Origin of the sequence: Providencia sp. PROV205, assembly GCF_028479505.1 — a bacterium.
Classification (GTDB): Bacteria; Pseudomonadota; Gammaproteobacteria; order Enterobacterales; family Enterobacteriaceae; genus Providencia; species Providencia huaxiensis.
The window spans coordinates 82715-107937 of sequence record NZ_JAMPNU010000009.1 but is presented as its reverse complement, the minus strand read 5'-3'; the positions used below and the strand labels follow the sequence as shown (position 1 = coordinate 107937).

The 25223-nt window shown below is 41.8% G+C and carries 21 protein-coding genes and 1 tRNA gene; 8 read left to right on the top strand and 14 right to left on the bottom strand.

The genetic code is table 11. The features are described from left to right. Window positions 1–110 precede the first annotated feature (110 nt). Window positions 111–1316, top strand: coding sequence for a multidrug efflux MFS transporter MdtH (mdtH, locus tag PR800_RS07820; protein ID WP_166265098.1), 1206 nt, complete (start codon window positions 111–113; stop codon window positions 1314–1316). Between the two features lie 38 nt (window positions 1317–1354). Beyond that, window positions 1355–1915: a lipoprotein gene (locus PR800_RS07815; RefSeq protein WP_102140249.1), complete on the top strand. Its 561-nt coding sequence runs from the start codon at window positions 1355–1357 to the stop codon at window positions 1913–1915. A gap of 153 nt (window positions 1916–2068) precedes the next feature. Here PR800_RS07815 and PR800_RS07810 read toward each other — a convergent pair whose 3' ends face one another. After that, window positions 2069–2620: a TorD/DmsD family molecular chaperone gene (locus PR800_RS07810; RefSeq protein ID WP_166265104.1), complete on the bottom strand. Its 552-nt coding sequence runs from the start codon at window positions 2618–2620 to the stop codon at window positions 2069–2071. Between the two features lie 137 nt (window positions 2621–2757). After that, window positions 2758–3699, bottom strand: coding sequence for a glyoxylate/hydroxypyruvate reductase GhrA (ghrA, locus tag PR800_RS07805; protein WP_102140466.1), 942 nt, complete (start codon window positions 3697–3699; stop codon window positions 2758–2760). 337 nt (window positions 3700–4036) lie between these two features. Here ghrA and PR800_RS07800 point away from each other — a divergent pair. Beyond that, a tRNA-Ser gene (locus PR800_RS07800) sits at window positions 4037–4124 on the top strand. 8 nt (window positions 4125–4132) lie between these two features. On the opposite strand, the gene PR800_RS07795 is transcribed toward PR800_RS07800, so the two are convergent. The 5 genes from PR800_RS07795 to PR800_RS07775 all read right to left on the bottom strand — a co-directional run bounded on the left by PR800_RS07795 (window position 4133) and on the right by PR800_RS07775 (window position 10324). Further along, entirely contained in the window at window positions 4133–5653 is a 1521-nt protein-coding gene (locus tag PR800_RS07795) for an alanine/glycine:cation symporter family protein (protein ID WP_166265107.1), read from the bottom strand. Between the two features lie 86 nt (window positions 5654–5739). Beyond that, window positions 5740–7224, bottom strand: coding sequence for an aldehyde dehydrogenase (locus PR800_RS07790; RefSeq protein WP_210843979.1), 1485 nt, complete (start codon window positions 7222–7224; stop codon window positions 5740–5742). Window positions 7225–7232: 8 nt separating this feature from the next. Continuing rightward, window positions 7233–8099 carry a 4-hydroxy-tetrahydrodipicolinate synthase gene (dapA, locus tag PR800_RS07785; RefSeq protein ID WP_102140463.1) on the bottom strand — a complete coding sequence of 289 codons (867 nt, stop codon included), beginning with the start codon at window positions 8097–8099 and terminating at the stop codon, window positions 7233–7235. Window positions 8100–8116: 17 nt separating this feature from the next. Continuing rightward, window positions 8117–9364 carry an NAD(P)/FAD-dependent oxidoreductase gene (locus tag PR800_RS07780; protein ID WP_272530512.1) on the bottom strand — a complete coding sequence of 416 codons (1248 nt, stop codon included), beginning with the start codon at window positions 9362–9364 and terminating at the stop codon, window positions 8117–8119. 9 nt (window positions 9365–9373) lie between these two features. Further along, on the bottom strand, window positions 9374–10324 hold the full coding sequence (locus PR800_RS07775) for a 4-hydroxyproline epimerase (RefSeq protein WP_102140461.1): 951 nt from the start codon (window positions 10322–10324) through the stop codon (window positions 9374–9376). Window positions 10325–10477: 153 nt separating this feature from the next. On the opposite strand from PR800_RS07775, the gene PR800_RS07770 reads away from it, so the two are divergent. From PR800_RS07770 to dauA, 5 genes are all read left to right on the top strand, one after another. After that, on the top strand, window positions 10478–11281 hold the full coding sequence (locus tag PR800_RS07770; protein ID WP_102140460.1) for a helix-turn-helix domain-containing protein: 804 nt from the start codon (window positions 10478–10480) through the stop codon (window positions 11279–11281). A 243-nt stretch (window positions 11282–11524) separates the two neighbouring features. Beyond that, window positions 11525–12148: a CDP-alcohol phosphatidyltransferase family protein gene (locus PR800_RS07765; protein WP_166265116.1), complete on the top strand. Its 624-nt coding sequence runs from the start codon at window positions 11525–11527 to the stop codon at window positions 12146–12148. 9 nt (window positions 12149–12157) lie between these two features. Then, on the top strand, window positions 12158–13924 hold the full coding sequence (locus PR800_RS07760) for a bifunctional alpha/beta hydrolase/class I SAM-dependent methyltransferase (protein WP_272530509.1): 1767 nt from the start codon (window positions 12158–12160) through the stop codon (window positions 13922–13924). A gap of 254 nt (window positions 13925–14178) precedes the next feature. Then, window positions 14179–15534, top strand: coding sequence for a phosphatase PAP2/dual specificity phosphatase family protein (locus PR800_RS07755; RefSeq protein ID WP_407072561.1), 1356 nt, complete (start codon window positions 14179–14181; stop codon window positions 15532–15534). A 664-nt stretch (window positions 15535–16198) separates the two neighbouring features. Beyond that, entirely contained in the window at window positions 16199–17932 is a 1734-nt protein-coding gene (gene dauA / locus PR800_RS07750; RefSeq protein WP_102140455.1) for a C4-dicarboxylic acid transporter DauA, read from the top strand. Between the two features lie 49 nt (window positions 17933–17981). Here the strand turns inward: dauA and PR800_RS07745 are convergent, their stop codons facing one another. Genes PR800_RS07745 through hemA form a run of 7 tightly spaced genes read right to left on the bottom strand, consistent with a single transcriptional unit; the run spans window position 17982 to window position 24594 of the window. Next, window positions 17982–18716 (bottom strand): tetratricopeptide repeat protein, encoded by a 735-nt coding sequence (locus PR800_RS07745; protein ID WP_166265125.1) that lies wholly within the window; start codon window positions 18714–18716, stop codon window positions 17982–17984. A gap of 20 nt (window positions 18717–18736) precedes the next feature. Continuing rightward, on the bottom strand, window positions 18737–19639 hold the full coding sequence (locus PR800_RS07740; protein ID WP_166265128.1) for a TIGR01212 family radical SAM protein: 903 nt from the start codon (window positions 19637–19639) through the stop codon (window positions 18737–18739). A gap of 12 nt (window positions 19640–19651) precedes the next feature. Further along, entirely contained in the window at window positions 19652–20506 is an 855-nt protein-coding gene (kdsA, locus tag PR800_RS07735) for a 3-deoxy-8-phosphooctulonate synthase (RefSeq protein ID WP_102140452.1), read from the bottom strand. Window positions 20507–20552: 46 nt separating this feature from the next. Then, on the bottom strand, window positions 20553–21362 hold the full coding sequence (gene sirB1 / locus PR800_RS07730; protein WP_102140468.1) for an invasion regulator SirB1: 810 nt from the start codon (window positions 21360–21362) through the stop codon (window positions 20553–20555). A 22-nt stretch (window positions 21363–21384) separates the two neighbouring features. Further along, window positions 21385–22218, bottom strand: a complete 834-nt coding sequence (prmC, locus tag PR800_RS07725; RefSeq protein WP_102140451.1) for a peptide chain release factor N(5)-glutamine methyltransferase — start codon at window positions 22216–22218, stop codon at window positions 21385–21387. After that, window positions 22218–23300, bottom strand: coding sequence for a peptide chain release factor 1 (gene prfA, locus PR800_RS07720; RefSeq protein WP_004264135.1), 1083 nt, complete (start codon window positions 23298–23300; stop codon window positions 22218–22220). The genes prmC and prfA overlap by 1 nt, the downstream gene beginning before the upstream one ends. A 31-nt stretch (window positions 23301–23331) precedes the next feature. Beyond that, window positions 23332–24594 (bottom strand): glutamyl-tRNA reductase, encoded by a 1263-nt coding sequence (gene hemA / locus PR800_RS07715; RefSeq protein ID WP_102140450.1) that lies wholly within the window; start codon window positions 24592–24594, stop codon window positions 23332–23334. Window positions 24595–25223: the final 629 nt, after the last annotated feature.

The following is a 25223-nucleotide window of genomic DNA, read 5'->3' as shown; positions in this document are numbered from 1 at the left end:
ACGAATATTTATCGATAAAAATATATCATCTATTACCCCGCAATATACTGATATTATTGATACGTAATTTTAAAAACATTCCCTCTTTGCTATTTTTCTAATGGTGTCTCATGGCGCAGGTGTCACGGGCAAGAAGCCTTGGTAAGTATTTTCTCCTATTTGACAACATGTTGGTTGTCCTCGGCTTTTTTGTCGTTTTTCCACTTATTTCTATTCGGTTTGTTGATCAGCTGGGTTGGGCTGCCGTGGTGGTGGGTTTTGCCTTAGGAATTCGTCAGTTTGTTCAACAGGGCTTGGGGATTTTTGGCGGTGCTATTGCTGACCGATTTGGCGCAAAACCCATGATTGTCATTGGGATGTTATTACGCGCCAGTGGTTTTGCGGTGATGGCCGTGGCCCATGACCCTTGGGTATTATGGTTATCTTGCGTCCTCTCAGCACTGGGGGGCACCTTATTTGACCCTCCACGAACCGCATTAGTGATTAAATTGACCCGCCCGTATGAACGCGGCCGTTTTTATTCTTTACTCTTAATGCAAGACAGTGCTGGAGCCGTTATTGGCGCGTTGATTGGTAGTTGGTTATTGCAATATGACTTCCATTATGTCTGCTGGGTTGGCGCTGCGGTTTTTATCATTGCGGCCATCTGCAATGCTTGGTTATTACCCGCTTATCGGATCTCAACCGTCAGAACCCCTATCAAAGAAGGTATGGGGCGCGTACTAAAAGACAAACGTTTTGTAACTTACGTTGTCACTTTAGCGGGCTATTTTATGTTGTCAGTTCAAGTGATGCTTATGTTTCCGATTGTTGTCAACGAGTTAGCGGGGACACCAACTGCCGTCAAATGGATGTATGCGATTGAAGCCGCGATATCATTAACATTGCTTTACCCTATTGCTCGTTGGAGCGAAAAACATTTTCGCCTTGAACACCGGCTCATGGCCGGGCTATTTTTAATGAGTCTCAGCATGTTTCCAATTGGCATGACAACCTCTCTCAATACGTTATTTGCTCTTATTTGCCTCTTTTATCTCGGCACAATAACCGCTGACCCTGCTAGAGAAACATTAAGCGCGTCACTTGCTGACCCTAGAGCCCGAGGCAGCTATATGGGTTTTAGCCGCTTAGGCCTTGCTTTAGGCGGAGCTGTCGGTTATACCGGTGGCGGCTGGATGTACGATATTGGCCACCAATGGAATATGCCACAATTACCTTGGTTCTTATTAGGGATCATCGGTTTTATCACTTTATGGGCTCTTCATAAGCAATTTAACCGTAAAAAAATTGAAACAGTCATGTTGAGTGGGCAGTAATGCGCTAAACTAGCGGTGTTACTGTAAAAGGAGTCTTTATGAAGAAGTTTTTAATCGCTGCTATGGTGGGCTTTCTCACTCTGTTATCGGGCTGTAGCCAATTATCTGAGTTTAGTATTAGTGAGTCACAAATTAATAATTACCTTGCTAATAAAGTAAAATATGACCATAAAGTCGGCATTACGGGTTTTGCTGATGCGGATATTCAGCTCGCGAATTTAAAATCAGAAATTGGCCGCAGTGAACCAGGAAAAGTCGCGTTAACGGGGGATGCAACCGTTAAATTAGACTCGCTGATTGGTAAAGCGGAAGCACAAATTAACCTGACACTCACTGCGCGTCCTTACTTTGATGCCAAAACAGGTTCAATTTACTTAAAAGAATTGAATATTAGCAATTACAAAGTGACGCCAGAAAATATGGATACCGCTATGTCAGCTGTTATTCCTTACTTAAACAGTTCACTTGAAACTTTCTTTGAAACTCAGCCTGTTTATGTGTTGAATCCAGATAATGGTGCTGCTGAAGCAACCGCGAAGAAACTCGCTAAAGGGCTGGAAATCAAACCGGGCAAACTGGTCATTCCATTAGTCGATTGATTTTAACCATAAATAATTTCGATTGATAAAAGCATTAAAGGCAACAGGAAAATCTGTTGCCTTTCTTATTCGTTCAAACTCAATCAAAATTATTAATCAACACTGACGACTAAAGTAGAGTAATACCCATAATCAAAAGTGACAGTGTCATAATTATTCCGTATCTGAATCAAGTTCATCACGCAGTGCGATAACTGCATCACGGGTAATTTGGGCTAAAGTACGGTAAAATGGGGTTGTGGCATGGGCCTCAACCTTCCCTAAAAAGCTGCCATACCAGCTAAGAATATAGCTATCAAATAGTTCTTCTTGAGCGGCGGTTTCATCTTCCGCCGCTTGGTCTTCCAACCAAGAAGCTGCGAGTAGTAAAGCACCAAAGGCATCGGCTGGCGCATTCGTCAAAGACATTCCTCTCACAGTTAAAAATTCGCGAACCTCTGCTTCTGTAATTTCAGAATCGTAATCATTCGCTAACATTGAAACTGCTGGGGATCCACCTGCAAACAGAGCTTGGTAATCCGCATTAACCGCATTGATATCGAGATCTTTCGCCATGCGTGACCACAACTCATCTTGTTCCAATGGCCATGATGCTTTTAATTTATCTTGAGCAATCATATCAATAAGCGGCTTTACGAGGCTATCAGAGGGACTACGTTGAAATAGTGTCCCCAAAATACGGCAGACGATTGAAAATTCGTTCATATATTATCCTATTTTACAGATTCAGTAGTCACACCTCGTGACCGAAGCAGTTACTTTCAGTATATCGAAAAAATAGGAAAGATATTAGGGGTGATGATTGCGAGTGATCACAAAGACCACTCGCAACAAAGAAGTGGCTAATAACCGCGTTGCATATCAACCACACCAACAGGGGCTTGGCCTGCTTCAATGCGTTCAATATTACTGACAATCATATCCATGGCTTCTTTCGGTTTTGTAAAGGCCGCAACATGGGGAGTGATAGCGATACGTGGATGTGTCCAGAACGGGTGCATTTGCGATAACGGCTCACTCGCAAAAACATCCAGTGCAGCACCTGCAACTTGCCCTGATTCAAGCGCTACAAGCAAATCTTGTTCAACCAAATGGGCTCCACGTGCAAGGTTAATGACATATGCCCCTTGCTGTAGCTGGCTAAACAGCTGCTGGTTTAAAATTCCCACCGTTTCTGGTGTACTTGGCAGAAGGTTAATAACCACACGGGTACCAGAAAGAAAACTGGCTAATTGGTCATTACCAAAATAACTTTTCACGTTATCAAGTTGCTTTTCAGAGCGGCTCCATGTTCTTACATGAAAACCAAAGCTAACTAAGCGCTTTGCAACGGCTTGCCCTAATGCACCAGCCCCCATCACGCCGATAACAAAATCTTCGTGTTGATAAGCTGGTAACTGCTTCCATTGGCGCTGTGATTGCAACTGCCGGTATTCATCCATGCGACGAAAATAGCTTAACACTTTCGCGCAAGCGTACTCTTCCATTTGGATCGCCATACCCGTGTCTTCCAAACGCATGACAGGAACGCCTGCTGGTAAGGTGCCAGGTTTGTCTTGTTCTTGCTTTAAAATAGCATCCACACCTGCACCTAACGCGAAAATACCTTTTAAATCACTTCGGCCAGCAAGGCATTCATAAGGCGGTAACCAAACCATGGCATAATCCGCACTTTGGTTATCCCCTTTTTCCCATTGGCGAATATTCACCTGTGGTAATCGCGCTTTCATACCGTCAATCCACTGTTTTGAATCAAAAAATGGATGGTAAAATAAAATATTCATGGCAACTCCTCTTTGGTTTCTAACAGAGTGTGCCGAATGGCATTTCTTTTCAAGTTAATCAAGCCTATACACGCTACTCAATCAGAATTTTGTTAACTAGCTAACGGTTTTTACCTCCACGACTTGCCGTTTTAAATTAACATCAAAAGTATTATTTACCTTAGTCGGTCACATTTAAGATTAGATAATAATCAAATTGTTTTTTATTTAGCTAAACAGCAACAAAAGTCGGAAAAAGGAGAAATAGGGAGTTGACGTAAGACGCTATTTTCCCTATAGTAGCGCCCCGTTGCAGAGCAGGTTTTTATTCCCTACTCCACAACAGATTTAGAAAAACGGTGAGGTGTCCGAGAGGCTGAAGGAGCACGCCTGGAAAGTGTGTATACGGCAACGTATCGAGGGTTCGAATCCCTCCCTCACCGCCATTTTTCTTCTAGTTCTTACCCTCTCTTTCTTGATATTCCATCCCTTTGTTTTGTTTCTCTTTCGGTTCTATACCTACTCCTTGTGCATGGTATTCACGGCTAATATCTTCCCAGAGTTCTGCATTTTCTACTCCTGCTACTTTTGGGTCAAACACTGGGTCAACACCGAGTTTTTCCTGCCGCTCAAAGTCACGCAGTGCCCGTAATGCAGGTTTTGATAGGAAGACAATGGCGATAAGATTGAGGTAGCTCATGCTACCGAACCCGATATCACCAAGACTCCACATTAAACTGACTGATTGCACGCTTCCTATAAAAACAATAATCAAAAATACAAATTTCAGTATCAATTTGAGAATGGGGTAACGCAATTTTCTATCAAGATAAACAATTGTGGTTTCTGCGATATAGTAATAAGCCATCAATGTTGTGAATGCGAATAAAAATACAGCGATTGAGACGAATCCTGATCCTGCGGAAGTAAAGACGGTTGATACCGCCATCTGAGTCCATGCGGTTCCTGCTGCAACCCCTGGGACATATTCAACTAAGGCCGTTGCCGAACCATCGGGAAAAACGTTATACATATTCGTGACAAGGATCATCAGACCCGATGCTGTACACACAACGACAGTATCAATATAAATCGAAAATGCTTGGATCAGCCCTTGTTTTACAGGATGGCTTACCTCAGCGGCTGCAGAGCTAAATGTGGCTTCACCCGCACCGGCCACATTGGAAAAAACCGCACGACGCACCCCCCATGAAACAGCCGTACCAATAATACCACCGAATACAGCGTCCATTCCCATCGCACTGCGGAAAATTAAACTGAACATAGCCGGCACTTGTTCGTAATGGCTACCCAAGATGATCACCATCATGACGATATAAGCCAAAGCCATAATTGGTACAATCTTATCTGCTGCACTCGCAATACGTTTTATACCACCAAAAATTAGCCATGCCATCAGCACTGTCACAATGCCGCCTGTCGCAATTGGGGGTAAGTTGAATGAGGATTGGAAGGAATCCGCTATGGTATTGGCTTGAATACCCGGAACCAGTACACCATAAGATAGGCAAATAACGGCAGCCACCATAATGGCAAATGGCTTCAATTTTAACCCTTTCTCGATATAGTAAGGGGAGCCTCCACGGTATTGGTCATCAGAGCGCTGTTTGTATATTTGAGCGAGTGTGGATTCGATAAATGCACTTGCTCCGCCTAATAACCCCATGACAACCATCCAAAAAATCGCACCGGGGCCACCTGCGGCAATGGCTGTCGCCACCCCCGCGATATTCCCCACCCCCACACGTCCTGACAACGCTAAACAGAATGCTTGGAAGGAGGAAATGCCTTCTTTTGACGCTTTATTTTCCTTTAACAAACACACCATTTTAATAAGGTAGCGAAACTGTACACCGCGAGTCGCTAATGTAAAATAGAGCCCAACACCTAGCGATAATACCACTAATGCATTACCCCAGATGTAACCAACGATTGTATTAACGATGGCTTCCATTTTGTACTCCTTCGTTATTGTAATTGTTTATTTGTATTTGCAGGGTAAAAAAACCTGAGTCCACTTGGGCACTCAGGTCAACGTTTTTACTGATGGATAAACCAGATAACCTTGGTTTGAGTATATTGTTCAAATGCCTCTAAGCCGTTATCTTTACCGCCAAAACCTGATTGACGAAAGCCACCAAACGGTGTTGTGATATTACCTTCACTAAAGCCATTGACTGAAACAGTGCCTGCGTTAATGCGCTGTGCAATTTGCATGGCTCGGTGAATATTTTGACTATAAAATGAAGCCGCTAAACCATATTGAGTGTCATTGGCCAAAGCGACCGCTTCATCATCTGTTTTAAAGGATGTAACGGCTAAGATAGGGCCAAAAACTTCATGCTTAAATAGCGACATGTCAGGTGTGACCTCATCAAAAATTGTCGGCTCGATGTACCACCCAGCACCTAATTCATGATGGATTTTCCCACCCGCAATTAATTTTCCTCCCTCTTTTACCGTGGTATCTAAAAAGGATTTTACTTTCTCAAAATGAGCCTGTTCGACCATTGGCCCAATTGAAACATCCGCTTGCCTTGGGTCACCCACTTTCCATTCTTTAACCGCTACAGCAAGCTTGTCTAATAGTGTTTTTTTGATACTTTCATGCACAATTAAACGAGAACCGCAGCTGCAATTTTCACTCATATTCCAAAAGGCAGCTGCCATAATATGTGGAATTGCCGCGTCAATGTTTGCATCTTCAAACACTACTTGAGGACTTTTACCGCCACATTCGAGCACAATTTCCTTTAAGTTACTTTCGGCGGAATATTTTAAAAATAAGCGTCCCACATCTGTTGAACCGGTGAATGACACCATATCAACATCATGATGGCGACCAAGGGCTTCCCCGACTTTTTCACCTAATCCACAAACTAAACTTAATGCACCTTGAGGGACACCTGCCTCATAGGCCAGTTCCACCATACGATAGGCACTTAATGAGGTTAATTCGGCAGGCTTCACAATCACCGAGTTTCCTACAGCAAGCGCGGGAGCCACTTTCCATGCAAACATTTGAGCAGGAAAATTCCACGGTAACACCGCCCCAACCACGCCAATAGGCTCGTGCACTATCAGCCCCAATTCTTGATGACTTGTCGGTGCAATTTTGCCAAACAGCTTGTCAATCGCTTCGGCATACCAATAAAAGGTTTCAATGGTTGCGGGTAAATCAGTATTTAAACATTCAGTGATAGGCTTACCTGCATCTATACAATCTAGTGCCGCTAGTTCTTCACTGTGCAGTTCAATGAGACTAGCCCACTTAAGCATGATAGCTTTACGTTCTTGAGGTGATAACCCGCGCCATTCACCTTGATTGAACGTGTCACGTGCTACCTGTACAGCGACATTAATATCGTTCGCATCACCGTCAGCAATAAAACCAATAACGCTATTATCGATTGGGGTACGGTTTTCTAATTTATTTTGCTGCTCTGCATGCCCTGCAATTAAATTGCCAGCCCACAGTTTTCCTTGTTTTGCTCGTTCAAATACCTGCTGTTGGGTCATGGTCATATTTCCCCCTAGCGTTTAATCAATTTAATGAATTCATCGCGTTCTTGAGACGCTATATTTGACAGAGGCAAACGGACCGGGCCTACATTAAATGTGCCATTCAAGCAACCCGCTTTGGCTTTTTGGTTATAGTTACCTGATTCCATTGAGTAAATTGCAGGATAAATTTCATTCATAATCTGCTTAGCGAGTTGCCAGTCACCCGCTTGCGCCGCATTAAAAATAGCAACTTGCTCTGCTGGGAATACATTCCCAGCTCCTGCTATCCAACTTTTTGAACCCCAAAAGAAGAAATCCACTGGTTGGTCATCACAACCACAAATGACCTCAAAATTTTTGAATGGTGTTTGTAATAGATGCAGTGCTCGGCTAAAGCTTCCACTGCTTTCTTTGATAGCGACAATATTGTCAATTTCAGCTAGCTTGATAACCGTTTCAATGTCAATTTCAATACCGATCCGAGCTGGGAAGTTGTACATAATAATGGGTAATGGTGTTGATTTTGCGACTTTTTCATAGTGGGCGTACACCCCTTGCTGATCCGGTAAACTATACGGTGGTGGCGATAACATTAATCCTTCATAGCCCAGTTCTTGAGCTTGTTTCGCTCGTGCAATGGCACCTTCAGTTGATAAGTCGTTAATACCCGCAATTAGTGTCACTCGCCCTTTTGCAATTTTACAAACCGTAGACAGCACGGTTTTACGTTCATCTTCATTTAATGCGTAATACTCTCCCGTGGTCCCGCAGACCACTAAACCGGTAACTCCGCGCTCAATAAGTTTTTCAGTTAACTCAGCAAGCGCACTGATATTTAATGTTAAATCATCATGAAATGGCGTGACTAAAGGAACAAGAATGCCATGGAAATTCATTTGAATTCTCCTCAATATTAAAGAAATCGCTCAATGGAAAAAGGGGTGCAATCGATACTTGTCGGTTGCTGATGAATAAAACTATTAACGATATCTGCGGTGATCGCTGCTTGGGTTAGCCCTAAGTGTTGGTGACCAAAAGCAAAAATATAAGGGCCTTTATGGTCGATCACCGGCAAAGAGTCAGACGTTGATGGGCGAAATCCCATCCACGGTGTAGATTGTTGGCTGTTCAATGGCGTTTTCAGCATCGGCTGCGCTAACGGTAGAAAATGTTGAGCGCGTTGCATATTGGCTGGACGCTTTAGTCCCGCATACTCCACGGTTCCCGCGAGGCGTAACCCTTGAGACATTGGCGTCATAATAAAACGTCTATCCATACTTGATACGGGTATTGATAATCGTCCCAATTCATGGGGCAACATCAAATGATAACCGCGCTCAGTTTCTAACGGCACATTGATGCGACTAACCATTCTCACTAGTGATTTGGAAAATGCGCCGCCTGCAATAACAATTTTTTGGCCTGTGAACTGGCCTTGGGTCGTTGTCAATACCGCTTGTTGATTCGACGTCGATGTAATTTCTGTTACTTCGCAGTGGGTTAATACTTGTCCACCTGCGTGTAAAAACGCCTCAGTCAGCTTTTGGTGTAATGCACATAAATCCACAACATGGCCGGTATCTGGATAAAAAACACCCCCGATTTGGCTTTCGGATAAAGCGGGTTCGCGTGTTAGTAGCGCATCTTGATCAATCAATTGATTAGCTATACCAACACTTTGCAAGTACTCACTGTGCTGGCTTAACTTATCGAGCGTTTCTTTTTTCTCAGCCACCAACAGTGAACCCTTCATTTTGACAAGATCACTTAATTGCCATTTCTGAATAAATACTTGCCATGAATCGAAAGCGGCACTGTTTAATGTCATCAATGTATGATGGATATGGGTAAAGGGCTTATGGCGCATGTTACCTAACAGCTTGATTAACCAAGGTGTTAACGGTAATAAGTAACGCCAATCCAGACGCAGAGGGCCCAATGGGTCAAGGAGCATTTTTGGAATTGATGTTAAAACACTCGGATCAGCAATCGGGAAAACCTGTTCTGTCGCAATATGCCCTGCGTTGCCAAATGAGGCACCTTGGCCAATTTCCTGTTTATCAAGCAGCAACACTTGTGAGCCATTCGCTTGCACTGTCAGTGCGATACTCAAACCAATAATGCCACCACCCACCACGATCACTGGATATTTACGTTCCATTTCATACCCCTATGCCACCGAGATCCCAAAACGAAATGGATCTTGTTCATCTATCAATAAGGTATTTTTTCCGCTGATATAGGCATGCCCGCGAATAGTCGGAATAATGCCGTTTTCATCAGCCTGTTGAAAACTAGCCTGAAATTGGCTGCCAATGACGCTGGCTTGATGCCAGATTTCCCCTGCCGCCAGCTTTTTATCTGCAGCTAAGCAGGCGAGTTTAGCGCTAGTCCCTGTTCCGCAAGGCGAGCGGTCATATGCGCCACCTGGGCATAACACAAAACTTTGGCTATTGGCATTTGGGTGTGAACCGAATAATTCGATATGGTCAATTTCTTGGCCATCTTTACCGTAGATACTTTGGTCAACTAAGGCTTGCTTGATTTTTAAACTGACTTCTGTCAGTAATTTAATGTTTTGGAAATCAATGGCAACTGGCGACTGTTCAACAAGAAAAAACCAATTTCCACCCCAAGCGATATCCCCAATAACCGTGCCGAGATCTGGGACATCAACTCGTACCGCTTTGCGATAGCGATACGAATACACATTCTGAATACTCACGCTACCATCTTGATGTAATTGTGCTGTTACATCTCCAACTGGCGTCTCGATAAGATGGTTGCCATAAGTGATATGCCCCAGAAAGTGCAACGAGGCCACTAAACCGATAGTGCCGTGACCACACATTCCCAAGTAACCTTGATTGTTAAAAAAAATCACGCCTGCTGTTGCCGCTGGGTTTTGTGGTTTACACAATAGGGCTCCCACTAGAATGTCATTACCTCTAGGTTCTAAAATCGTTGTACGACGCCAGATATCATGGCTATTACGCAAAATATCTAAGCGAACGGCCACGCTTTGTTGCCCTAAATCGGGAAATCCATCAATAACAAGCCGAGTTGGTTCACCTGCGGTATGAGAGTCGATAACTTCAATTTTGGTATATTGAGATTGCATTGGTTAGCATCCTATCTATTATCATTGTTAATAGAATGCTTGATTTTTGTTAACAACTCTTGATATCTTTCTAACAAACTTATGCGGTTTTCAGCACAATCTAAAAATATTTAACAGAATTAATAAAATTAATTTAATATTTCGGAGCGCGGCATGATCAATCTAAATAAATTGCTGTTGATTAGTCAGGAGAACATGCTATTTCCCGTTGATAATATTGATATTTTATTAAACCATTTAGGTTTGATTATGCCACTCATTAATACCTTGCCGAATGTAACCTTTTTTGTGAAAGACCATAATGCAAAGTATGTTTTGGCCAATGATAATTTAGCCACCCGCTGTAAAATCGATAGTGTTAACCATTTAGTAGGTAAAGGTGCTGAAGATATTTTTCATTCAGAACTCGGCCAAAGCTATAGCTCTCAAGATTATTTAGTGATGGAAAAGAAAATTAGCGTCATTAATAAGCTTGAACTGCACCTGTATAAAGCAGGCTTGTTGGGATGGTGCTTAACAACTAAGGTTCCTATTTTTAATACACGTAACCAAGTTATTGGGGTTGCAGGAATTTCAGTGGATTTACAAGATGTCAAATCGGTCAGCCCTAAACTGAATAACCAGCTTAGCCGTGTTGAGCGCTATATTAGTGAACATTTTGATATTGCGATAAAAATGACAACTCTTGCTGAAATATCTGGCCTCTCGCTTTCTCAATTAAACCGCCAGTTTAAAGCGATTTTTTTGATAACCCCCCAACAATATATTCAAAAGATGCGTCTGGAACATGCTATTGAACTGCTCGAAGATGATTTTTCAATTACTGAAATTTCCAGTAAATGTGCATATGCTGATCACAGCGCTTTTTGTCGAAAATTCAAAGAAATGACCACAATGACACCTAGCCAATTCAAACGAATGCGTTCACGAATTGATAAACAAAAAGTATTGGCGTGATCGGGTATCATATCGGTTAATCTGTTTTTCCTTAATTTTGATAAGTCCCTTCTATTTCACTGCCACTAAATGTTTTTTATTCGATTATTCAAGTAATTGCCGTAATTTTATCGTTAAAATTATAGGGTAGCTTCCTTTGATTATCTCCTAACTTGAGATAGCTCTTATTGCAGAAATCAATCAATCGCGTATTGATATATCCCAATGCTGCGTCATAGTGCAGTGATGGGAAAGGAATACTCAATGACCATTTACGATCTGAAACCTAAATTTCAAGATCTTCTTCGTCCAATTGTTCATAAGCTATTTAGTGCGGGTGTTACCGCCAACCAAGTCACTTTGGCGGCTTTACTTCTATCCGTTATCAGCGGAATGCTATTACTTTTCATTCCAAATCCACACCTGTTTATTTTATTACCTTTCGTTCTGTTTATTCGTATGGCACTCAATGCGATTGATGGCATGTTAGCTAGGGAGCACAACCAAAAAAGCCACCTTGGTGCTATATTGAATGAGCTCGGTGATGTCATTTCAGATATTGCTCTGTACTTGCCATTTGCGGTTATTTTCCCTCAAGTATTTTGGCTTATTTTATTCATTCTATTTCTTACGCTACTGACTGAATTTATTGGTGTTATCGCTCAAGCTATTGGTGCGTCTCGCCGCTATGATGGCCCAATAGGTAAAAGTGACCGTGCATTTTTTTTCGGTGCGTTAGGGCTTCTCATTAGCATTTTTCCACAGATCATATTGTCTAGTTGGGTAAGTTATCTGTTTATCCTTTTAACTTTGTTGCTGTTTTATACTTGCTATAACCGTATTCGCCGTGCTCTTTGTGAATTATCTGCACATGAGAATAATAATTAAGGAAGAATTATGAACGTTCAAACAGATTATCTGACGCAACGTCCCGTTATTGAGTCCCAATTTACCACCAGTGACCATACTTCTCTTTTTTATCGACATTGGCCAGCAGAGGTTTCGACCAACAAAGCGGTTATTTTATTTCATCGTGGCCACGAACATTCCGGCCGTGTCGCCCATTTAGTCGATGAACTTAATCTACCTGACTATGCTATGTTTGCATGGGATGCCCGTGGACATGGCAGAAATGATGGCCCTCGAGGTTATAGCCCTTCACTCAGCACATCCATCAATGATGTCGATGAGTTTGTACGTTACATTTCCACTGAATATACTATTCCGTTAGAAAATATCATTGTTATCGGGCAAAGTGTTGGTGCCGTTCTTGTCTCCGCTTGGGTTCATGACTACGCCCCAAAAATTCGAGGGATGGTACTCGCCTCCCCTGCATTTAAAGTTAAATTGTACGTCCCATTTGCCCGAACAGGGCTTGCTTTAATGCAAAAAACGCGCGGCTTGTTCTATGTAAATTCGTATGTCAAAGCCAAGTATCTCACTCATGATGAACAACGCATTGATTCGTTTAATCGCGACCCATTGATTACTCGCCCTATTGCCGTCAATATTTTACTTGAACTGTATAAAACGGCTGATCGCATCGTTGCTGATGCGGGCGCAATTACTTTGCCCACCCAACTATTTATTTCAGGTAGCGACCACGTTGTTCACCATCGGCCTCAACATCAATTTTTTGATAAATTAAATACCCCAATAAAAGAAAAACATATATTACCCGGTTTTTATCACGACACTTTAGGAGAAAAAGATCGTCATATCCCGCTAGAGAAAATCCGTGATTTTATCGACAAATTATTCGCCTTACCGCGCTACCAACATAATTATCAATATGAAGATATATGGAGTGCCAGCGCTGAAAAATATCGTTCACTCATGACTCCATTGCCTAAATGGTGCCCTAAAAATCTTGCTTATAAAATTATGAGCAAATCAATGAGTACACTAGGCAAAGCTTCTGAAGGTATTCGTATTGGTTATGACAAAGGGTTTGATTCAGGCTCAACCCTTGATTACGTATACCGCGATAAAGCCCAGGGTAAAGGCTTATTTGGCCGTGTTATTGATAGACAGTATCTCAACAGTATCGGCTGGCAAGGAATACGCCAACGTAAAGTTAACATTGAAAATATCATTCGACAGGCTATTCGTGACCTCACTGATAAAGGGACACCTGTGCGAATTATGGATATTGCCGCAGGCCAAGGCCGTTACATTTTTGACGCAATCAATGACTATGGCAAAGTCGAATCTGTCCTACTAAGAGACTATAGCCCTGTCAACGTTGAACAAGGCCGCCTACACATCAAACAACGTTACCTTGAAGACAAAATTCAATTCACTAAAGGCAATGCTTTTGACGCTGATGATTTAGCTGCCGTTTCACCATCACCAACTATTGGTATCGTTAGTGGCTTATATGAACTGTTCCCCAGTAATGAAATGATAAAGGCGTCATTAAATGGGCTTTCTTGGGCAATTCCATCTGGTGGGCTATTAATTTATACCTGCCAACCATGGCACCCCCAAGTTGAGATGATTGCCCGTGTACTACCAAGCCACCAAGGTGGTCAAGCATGGGTTATGCGTTGCCGCAGCCAAGGTGAAATGGATAGCTTAGTTGAAGAAGCGGGCTTTGAAAAATTGAATCAATCTATTGATAACTGGGGGATATTCAGCGTATCTATAGCCAGACGACGTTAATGCATTCAACATACTATGTAATTAGCAACGAATGATTAGCAGTGAATGATTGGCAGTGAATGATTGGCAGTAAATAATTAGTTGTTAATGATTGATGGTGAACCATTGCCATCAATCACTAATTTTAACCATCACTAATACCCGTTGTTTATTGCGAGTAAAGCACCTATGCTGCTTAGTACTCTCTGTTTTTCCAGTTATTTTTTGATATCACCACCAGTTTGTTGCTATTTAAAGGAATAGAATAAAGGATGATGATTACAACCCGCGAGCCCCAAGAGACTATACCTCGACACAAAATAATATTGTCTGGTTTGCTATGGTTAGTTTTTTTAGCCCCTTTTTTCTTCTTAACTTATGGCCAAGTTAATACGTATACTGCAACGTTAGACCAGGTTCCGTCTGTCGTTTTTTCTTGGGAAACACATATTCCATTTCTTCCTTGGACTATCATTCCCTATTGGAGTATTGACATATTCTATGGGTTATCATTATTTATTTGTACGACCCGTAAAGAGCAAACCATCCATGGCCTACGGCTTATCACAGCTTCTCTTGTTGCCTGTATTGGTTTTTTGCTATTTCCACTTAAGTTTAGTTTCCCTCGGCCAACCACTGATGGGCTATTTGGCTGGATGTTTAACAGCCTAGAACTATTTGACCTCCCTTTTAACCAAGCCCCTTCATTACATATTATTTTATTGTGGATCCTCTGGTTACGTTTTCGAGCCCATACTCCAATAAAGTGGCGCTGGTTACTTCATAGCTGGTCTATTTTAATTTTAATTTCAGTGTTGACCACATGGCAGCACCATTTTATTGATGTCGTTACTGGATTTGCAGTTGGCCTATTAATTAGCTATTTGCTTCCTATACAAACTCGTTGGCAATGGCACTACACGGGGTCCCCTCGCAGTTTTAAAATGAGCAAAAACTATGGAATAGGTTCTCTTGCTTGTTTTATTCTTGCTTTTATCTTCCAAGGATTTGCTTGGGTACTATTATGGCCCGCTATCGCCCTCTTTTTTATTACCCTCGGCTATTTAGGGGCAGGCGCCAGCGTCTTTCAAAAAACACCTGAAGGAAATATTTCCCCTTCTGCTGCTATTTTATTACTACCGTACCGGCTCATTGCTTGGGGAACCTATCATTACTTCGCTAAGCACTGCGCACAACCCAGTATTGTTAATCAACATATCGTTTTGGGAGGCCGCCCACTATACGCTTTGCAAGCTCAAGCTGTTTTAGATATGACTTGCGAATGGCCTCGCAATTTTTACAGCAAAGGACTGAAATATTGTAGCCAACCGCAAATTGATTTGTTACCACTAAGCGCGGAAGATATCGAAAAGTCAGTCCATACTATGGATGAACTGATAAAACAGGGTCCGGTATACATTCATTGCAAATTAGGTTATTCACGAAGTGCGACTGTTGCTGTTGCATGGTTGGTACATCATGGCGATGCTAAAAACATAGAAGATGCCGTAACGTTAGTTGAACAAGCTCGCCCACAAGTTATTTTAAATACAGCAACGATAGAACAACTGAATGATTGGCACACCAATTACCATCTAAACCGAGTGAAAAATGAATACATTGATAAATAAACAGCAAGGTGAGGTCATCACTATTTTGACTCATAGTTGGCGTTATTTTGCTACTGGGTCTGTATTGGCACTATTTTGCCAATTCGCTTTGTTTTTCTATTCTAATTACTCTAAATATATTTTATTCGCCAATGTAATTATATTTATAATTTGCCAGTATTATATATATCGTCTTTGGTTAGATAACCATTTTTTTAAAATTATCTACACGCATAATGAAACGGAACAGTTTGATAATGCTTTGAATTGTTTATTTCCAAGCAAAATTAAATATCGTACGATGCAACAAAGGTGGTCTGGAACTAAACGCCTTTTCACACGAGCACTTGGGATAGCGCTGCTTCAATGGATAGGGCTATTGGCAGCAATAATAGCAGTTTAGTCGATTAAGTATTGACCAATTTATTATTTATAATGATTTATATTTACGATTAAAAAATAAAATGACTATTATTTATATGCACATCTAAAACAGGAACGTAACCATATAAAATATATTCTAACTATTTTTCTTTATAATATAACGTTTTTTTACTTTTGTTACTGAAAACGTTATGATAATTGTAGATTCATTGATACATAACAGATTTTTTTCAGGTTGCTAAGCGTATCCTTATAGGTACATCTTTCGTTTATTTTTCACCCTGTTATTTGGTAGGGTATAATGAGTACAAAAAAAATTAATAGGTTGCGCCCTTTTAGTGCGCTAATAGATTCTTGTTGGAAAGAAAAATATACGGCTACCCGCTTTATTAAGGATTTAATCGCGGGTATTACCGTGGGTATTATCGCTATCCCCCTCGCAATGGCTTTGGCTATCGCTAGCGGTGTTCCACCACAATATGGGCTATATACTGCGGCTATTGCAGGGATCATCATTGCAGTAACAGGTGGGTCTCGCTATAGCGTTTCTGGCCCCACGGCTGCTTTTGTGGTGATCCTCTACCCAGTCTCTCAACAATTTGGGTTGAGTGGGTTATTAGTCGCCACATTGATGTCGGGTATCATACTTCTTGCGATGGGGTTTGCTCGCTTTGGTAAGTTTATTGAATACATTCCCGTTTCTGTCACCTTAGGCTTTACTTCGGGAATTGCTATCACCATTGCCACAATGCAGATTAAAGATTTCTTTGGCTTGCAAATGGCGCATGTCCCAGAAAACTATGTTGATAAGCTAATTGCTATTGGCAATACATTCCCCACATTTCAATACAGTGACACTCTAATTGGGCTTTCAACCCTTTTGGTGCTTATCTTCTGGCCTAAACTAAAACTAAAACTTCCTGGCCATTTGCCAGCCCTTATTGTCGGGACTTTCGTCATGTGGGTGCTTTCATTATTTGGTATGGAAGTCGCGACTATCGGTTCTGAATTTAGCTATTTATTGCCTGATGGCACTGAAGGTAATGGTATTCCCCCTATTCTACCGCAGTTTATTTTGCCGTGGGAACTCCCCGGAAGTGCACCAATTAACTGGGCGATGATCACCGCATTAATGCCTGCGGCATTTTCTATGGCGGTACTGGGCGCAATTGAGTCACTGTTATGTGCCGTTGTATTGGACAACATGACGGGAACCAAACACCATTCTAATAGTGAACTTATTGGCCAAGGTGTGGGGAACATTGCAGCGCCTTTTTTTGGTGGGATCACCGCAACCGCTGCAATAGCTCGCTCCGCAGCTAACGTTCGAGCAGGTGCAACATCCCCTATTTCTGCGATTATTCACTCAATACTGGTGATACTCACATTATTGGTTCTTGCTCCAATGCTCTCTTATCTGCCATTAGCCGCTATGTCTGCATTATTATTGATTGTGGCTTGGAACATGAGTGCTGCAGGTAAGGTCGTTTACCTAATTAAACGTGCTCCTAAAGATGACATTATTGTATTAGTGTTATGTATGTCTCTAACCGTTCTATTTGATATGGTTATTGCCATCACTGTCGGGATTGTTCTCGCATCATTATTGTTTATGCGCCGTATTGCCAATATGACCCGTTCAACACAACTAGCAGAAACAGATGAAGAACAAAGCCGCTTAGTCGTAAGAATAAATGGCCCGTTGTTTTTCGCTGCTGCTGAACGTATTTTTGATGAGTTACGTGTCAAAAGCGCTGGCTATAAAACTATTATTATGCAATGGGACGCAGTACCTGTATTGGATGCGGGGGGCTTAGAAGCTTTCGAAAAATTCATAGATGCCGTTCGCAAAGATACCCATATCTTAGTTTGTGATATTCCGTTCCAGCCATTAAAAACATTGGCGAGAGCAAAAGTGGCACCTATTGAAGGCGTATTGAGTTTTTATAATTCAATGGATCATGCGCTTGAAGCCGTTAAAGCTATCGAACAAGCGGGTTCTATCGACACAGAAAAGCCAATAACAACACCTTAACTTAAGTATCAAACCAAACCGCCATGTTATTTTACATGGCGGTTTAGTATCACTCGCTGAAGCAAAACATCTCATTCCCTGCACTTTTTCCTTTTTCGCAGGCTATTTCCCTTAATTTTTTTGCTTTCACTTGGTCGATGGTCACCGTACCTGTATTATCTTCAGAAAATTTAAACGCTGCCATCCACTCTGCATAGCCCGGATAAGTCATCTCATTTGCCTTATCAAACCATTGTTGTGCTTGCTTTTCGTCTTTTGCAACACCTTTGCCATCTAAGTAAATAACACCAAGCAAAATAGGCGCAATAAAATAATCTGGGTTATTTAACGCATTAACCTCATTAAGAAGTTCTATAGACTGCTGATAATCCGTTTTACCCGCAATTGGGTTTATCAATGACTCTGCTAAACTGATTTTGCCACGCGTACTGCCCATTTCAACAGCTTTCGTCGCGTACTTACGAGCATCAATCAATTCCTGTGAAAAATAACTATCACTTAATAGATTGATATCTGCCAATAATGCATAACCATCCCCATTACCATTTTTTGCAGCTTCATTTGCCCATAAACGCGCACTATTAAGATTTTGAAGAACACCTAAACCGGAAAAATACATTTGGGCAAGCTGATACTGGGCCTGAGCATCTTTCTTGGTTGCTTTTTGGTGAGTTTGTACAAATTTCTGTTTATCTTCTGGGGTAATATCAAGTTGAGCTATCGCTTGAAAAGAAAACGTAATTAGAGACGAAACGATAATAGCTTTATAGAAAGTTGATTTCATATGTATTCTCATTGAATATATCAAAGTGCGGAGCCTTGCCCGCCCCATTTTAAGAAATATTGATATAAATTATTCATTCCCACCCAATGGTTTTCACACCAGTTCGGAGCGAGTAATGTGGGTTTTCTTGCACTGGCACTAATACGGTGATAAACAATATCAGCCGGAGTATGGCGCACCATTTCACCTGCAATTTCAGTATATTCATCGAGAGAAAGCGTTGCCAAGCGCCCTGCCCGCCAACTTTTGGCCATCACACTACCTTCGACAATATGTAAAGGGTGAAGTTTGATACCATCCGTTCCGCACTCAAGGACTTTATCAAGTGTTTGCATATTCATTTGGGCATTTTCACCGGGTAACCCGCAAATCAAATGTGTACAAACTTTTAATCCAAGGCTGCGAGCCTTTTGTGTCGTCTGTTGGTATGCATCAAAACCATGGCCGCGATTAATACGATGTAGTGTTTTATCATGGGCACTTTGTAAACCTAACTCAAGCCATATTTCATAGCCTTGCTGTTGATACTGGCTTAGCAAGGATAATACTGACTCAGGAACACAGTCAGGGCGGGTACCTACGCATAATCCAACAATATCGGCTTGCAGTAAGGCTTCTTCATAAAGTTGTTTTAATAGGCTCACTTCGGCATAAGTGCTGGTATAGGCTTGGAAATAAGCTAAGTAACGTTTTGCGCGGGAAATTCGGGTGATCTGTTGGTGAATTTGTTCACTAATAGTTTGAGATGACTGATTTTCATCAGCAAAAGAAGCCACATTACAAAAAGTGCAGCCTCCTCGCCCAAGGGTGCCATCACGGTTTGGGCAATTAAAACCACCATGTAAGGTAATTTTATAAATCTTTTCACCATATCGGCGCTGCAAATCAGCGCCGAACATAGAAACGACTTCAGTGAGTTGCATAAACCGCCTAACTTAGCGACTCGTATCTAACTCAGGGAAGCCTTTTACAACTTCGTCGATTGCTTTCATTTGCTTTAAGAATGGTTCCAGCTTATCTAATGGTAATGCTGATGGGCCATCGCAGCGTGCATTATCTGGGTCTGGGTGAGCTTCAAGAAATAACCCGGCTATCCCAACCGCCATTCCAGCTCTTGCCAATTCAGCAACTTGCCCACGACGACCACCAGATGCTGCACCAAACGGGTCGCGGCATTGTAGTGCATGGGTTACGTCGAAAATGACAGGACAGCCTTTTGATGCTTGAACCATGACATTAAAACCAAGCATATCAACAACTAGGTTGTCATAACCAAAGTTTGCTCCACGGTCGCAAAGAATAATTTTATCGTTGCCACCTTCGATAAATTTCTCAACGATATTTCCCATTTGTCCTGGGCTGATAAACTGAGGTTTTTTGATATTAATTACTGCGTCTGTTTTAGCCATGGCTGCAACTAAATCCGTTTGACGAGCCAAGAAAGCCGGTAATTGAATAACATCAACAACTTCGGCAACAGGAGCTGCTTGCGCAGGTTCATGAACGTCAGTAATAATTCTCACACCAAATGTTTGTTTCAACTCTTGAAAAATTTTCATTCCTTCTTCAAGACCTGGGCCACGGTAAGAGTGGATTGATGAGCGGTTTGCTTTATCAAATGATGCTTTAAAAACGTAAGGGATCCCCAACTTTTGGGTCACAGTGACATAATGCTCACACACTTTCATCGCCATATCGCGAGATTCTAATACATTCATTCCACCAAATAACACAAACGGCAAGTCGTTCGCGACATTGATATCACCAATATTGACTACTTTCTGCTGCATACTCTTACCTTTAATATTGAAACAGGGACATTAGCCTGTATGTTAATTAATGTAATACGATTGGATGATTATCCAACGAATAAATTTGTATTTTAATCATTTCAGAAACAGGGTCTTCTGGACAGTGCTCAATAAAGTAATTGAGATCACTTAACGCCACATGATTACAGTCTAAATGTGCAAGAATTAACCCTCGGTCCCGAATTTCGTAAGGGTCTTCAGGGTCAAGAGTCAGAAGCGTTTCACAAACTCGCAGCGCTAATTCCATCTTTTTCTCTTCCATTAATGACGCTTTCAATGTGTCAAAAATTTTACGGATGACAACGCTGTTTTCTGCTACATCCAATTGGTCATGGTAAAATTCAGAAAAAGGATCAACGGTTCCTTTGAGCCATAAATTTAATGTGTGTAGTGATAAAGACTCGCCATTTACAGGGTTAATTACCCACTGGCTGCCATCATTTCTTTCAGTGATAAATAATAATTGAGTTGGAAAAATAGCGGGATAAATCGCAATGCCAAGGCGCTCGGCAACGTACAAAAAGATAGCACCGAGTGTCACTGGCGTACCTTGCTTAGATGACAGTACTTTGTCTAGCCATAGCATATCTGATAACAGATAAATGCCTTCAGCTGGGCCAAACGACCATTCTTGGTAAAAAAGTGAGGTCAACTGCTGAATTTTGGTTTCGTTATCAGCGGTTAAATCGATACAAGACTTGGCTGATGAGACTAAGCTGTCTAACTGAGCTTGCACTTTCATCAGCGGGAAATCATGACGGATACATTGTGAAACAGTCATGATCCCTTCACTTAAAGGGAGTTGATTAAATTCTATATTCGCTATGGTTTTCATTACATTCCCAGTGCTATGCCACTTAACCATTCCATTGACCGAGTGAAATTCGCTCTCTTCCACCATAATCAAGACAGGTCTCAATTTTGGTGTACCCATGTACTTTAAATAAATCACGCACCGCAAGACCTTGTGTCCAGCCATGCTCAAGAAGTAACCACCCTTGATTTTTCAGATATTTTCTAGACTCTTTAATGATGTAAATTAGATCGGCTAAACCTTCATCCTTAGCCACTAGAGCGGTTAAGGGCTCAAATCGCACATCACCTTCACTGAGGTGCTTATCATTTTCATCAATATAAGGTGGATTACTGATAATCATATCAAATTGTTGAATTGATAGTGAAGCAAACCAATTACTTTGTATAAATTTGACATTTGAAATATTCAAGCGCTGTTGATTTCGTTGTGCTAAAGCGACCGCGTCAGGATTAAAATCCACACCAATAAGCTGACTTTGCGGCATCTCAGACGCCAAGGCTAATGCAATTGCCCCAGTCCCAGTGCCTAAATCTAAAATGTGATTTTTTTGCTCTGTTAACCTAGATAAGGCTTGTTCAACGATACATTCAGTATCTGGCCTAGGTATTAATGTTGCAGGTGAGACATAAAGAGGAAGGGACCAGAACTCACGTTCACCGACAATATAGGCGATAGGCTCACCTTTCTCACGGCGTTGCAAAAGTAATTCAGCTTGTTGGAATTCTTCGGCTTTGAGTTCCGTTTCACCAAATGCAAAAAGATAGGTACGACTGCGGCCTGTGACATGTTCCAGTAAAATTTCAGCATCTCGCTTCGCACTGTCACTTGCAGACAGCCGATTCGCTGCCTGCTTGACCCATTCGGTATATTGCATTATTCCTGCTCAGACAACGCAGAAAGTTGGTCTGCCTGGTATTCATTGATGATAGGTTGGATAAGTGAATCCAGTTTTCCTTCCATCACTTCATCTAAACGGTATAACGTCAAGTTGATACGGTGGTCCGTCACTCGGCCTTGTGGGAAATTATAGGTACGAATGCGGTCAGAACGGTCACCAGAACCTAATAAATTACGGCGTTCAGACGCTTCTGCGGCTTGGCGTTTATCCATTTCAGCTTGGCGAATACGCGCACCTAATACAGACATCGCTTTTGCTTTATTTTTATGCTGAGAACGCTCATCTTGGCACTCAACAACGATACCTGTCGGAATATGGGTAATACGAATTGCAGAATCGGTGGTATTAACGTGCTGCCCCCCCGCTCCTGATGAACGGAAGGTATCAATACGTAAGTCCGCAGGGCTAATTTCAGGTAATTCAGCTTCCGGTAGCTCAGGCAAAATAGCCACAGTACAAGCAGATGTATGAATACGACCTTGAGATTCAGTTTCAGGAACACGTTGAACACGATGCCCGCCTGACTCAAATTTTAAGCGACCATAAACGCTATCACCGGAAATTTTCGCGATAACTTCTTTAAAACCGCCATGTTCACCGTCACTCGTGCTCATGAGCTCAACGCGCCAACGGTTATTTTCCGCATAACGGCTGTACATACGGAATAAGTCACCCGCAAAAATTGCCGCTTCGTCTCCCCCTGCTCCCGCACGGATTTCAACGAAACAGTTATATTCATCATCAGGATCTTTCGGCAACAGCAACAATTGTAATTGCTGTTCAAGCTCTTCATTGCGCGCTTTAGCTTCTTTCAGCTCTTCTTGAGCCATTTCTTTCATTTCAGGATCGTCTAACAACATTTCAGCTGTTTCGATATCATCCTGTACTGTGCGCCATGCGCTAAAACACTTAGCGACATCAGATAATTGAGCATATTCTTTTGATAAAGCACGAAAACGGTCTTGATCGGCGATTACACCTGCATCAGCAAGGTGCGCTTCAATTTCTTCGTAGCGTTCTTGTAATGCTTCTAGTTTTGCGACAATAGAAGGCTTCATTCGTTATATAAGACCTATGATTAAAATGTGGTTATTGATGGTCCAGCCCTAAGCTGTCCCTAAGTAGATTTAGACGCTCGACATCCCCATTTCCTGCAGCTTGCTGCAAAGATTTAGTTGGAGCATGAATAAGGCGGTTGGTTAATTGTTGCGATAATTGCATGATCACTTGCTCAGGATCTGTACCTTGACGGATAGCCGTCAACGCTTTTTCAGCCATGCTTGCCCGAATGGCCTCAGCTTGTTCTCTGTAATCGCGAATTGTAGACACTGCCGCTTGTGAGCGCAACCAATCCATAAAGTGGCTACTTTCTTGCTCAACAATGTATTCAGCTTCAACGGCTGCGGCTTTTCGCTGAGCAAGGTTCTGTGCGATGATAGACTCTAAATCATCCACAGTATAGAGATAAACATCTCTTAATTTTTCAACATCTTGTTCGATATCTCGGGGAACGGCAATATCGATTAATAACATCGGCTTACTACGACGTATTTTCATTGCACGCTCGACCATCCCTTTCCCTATAATGGGTAAAGGACTCGCCGTTGAACTAATGACAATATCCGCTTCTGCTAAGCGGTTATCAATATCCGATAACGAAATGACTTGTGCATTAACCTCATTGGCCAATAACTCCGCCCGTTCACGTGTTCGGTTCGCTATCATCATTTTTTGTACGCCGTGTTCACGCAAATGACGAGCCACAAGTTCAATAGTTTCCCCTGCGCCAACTAACAAAATATTTAAATGCTTAAGTGATTCAAATATTTGACGAGCAAGCGTACAAGCCGCAAATGCTACGGAAACGGCATTTGCACCAATATCGGTTTCTGTACGCACACGCTTTGCAACAGAAAACGATTTTTGGAAAAGGCGCTCAAGTTCGCTCGATAACGAATGGTTACCTTGTGAAAGTGCAAATGCCTTTTTTACTTGCCCTAATATTTGTGGTTCACCCAAAACTAAGGAATCCAAGCCACTCGCCACACGCATTAGGTGACTAACAGCCCGGTCGTCTTGGTGCCAATATAAACTTGGCTGTAAATCTTTTTGGGTTATACCATGAAAATCACACAACCATTTTACTAGTTGTTCTTGAGCCCGCTCTTGTGATTCAAGGCTCAAATAAAGCTCAGTTCTATTACAGGTAGACAGCACAACGCCACCATTCACTTGAGGCTGTTTGAGGAGCTCTTCAAGTGCATGGTCAATTTTTTCAGGACCAAATGTCACCCGCTCACGCAGGGCTACTGGTGCTGTTTTATGGTTGATGCCTAAGGCTAATAAGGTCATTGTGCTTTACGACTTACTCACATTGCTTACAGTGCTAATTATTTTCAGTAATGCTCGATGGGTATTCCCCACCAATTCAGCAATACTGTTATTTATATTGTTCTATTGTAGATGATCCTCGTCTCTCTTTCTACGGTTTGCATAAGCCTATCCTTCAGAAAGATGACCCACGCCAAAAAATAAACCGAAAAAACAGACGTAATAGTTATTTTACCAATCCAGCTGATCGTAATTTTATCGTTTATTTATGCTATATGAAACTGATTATCAGCCATATCATTATTTACAATGATAAATTAACTGCAATAAGATGCATAGAGGATGCAATTATTTCGCACAGAAAGCAAATGGTGACTAATGAGGTTTCCCCTGATAACGTTGCCCCCCATTAGCCAAAATCAGATTGGCCTAACACCATCTTTAGGGATCTTTAGGAAACCATTCCCCCCATCAATACACCATGTCATTTGTATACAAACAGGTTATTTGTATACAAACTGTAAATCACTTACAGATTTTTATTGGCTAGGTATATCATCGAGTACAATAGATCGAGTGTAATAGATGGCTCAGATAGCCTTAACGCGCTAAACTAAACCTCTTTAAATGCAAGTAACTCAATAGAGACT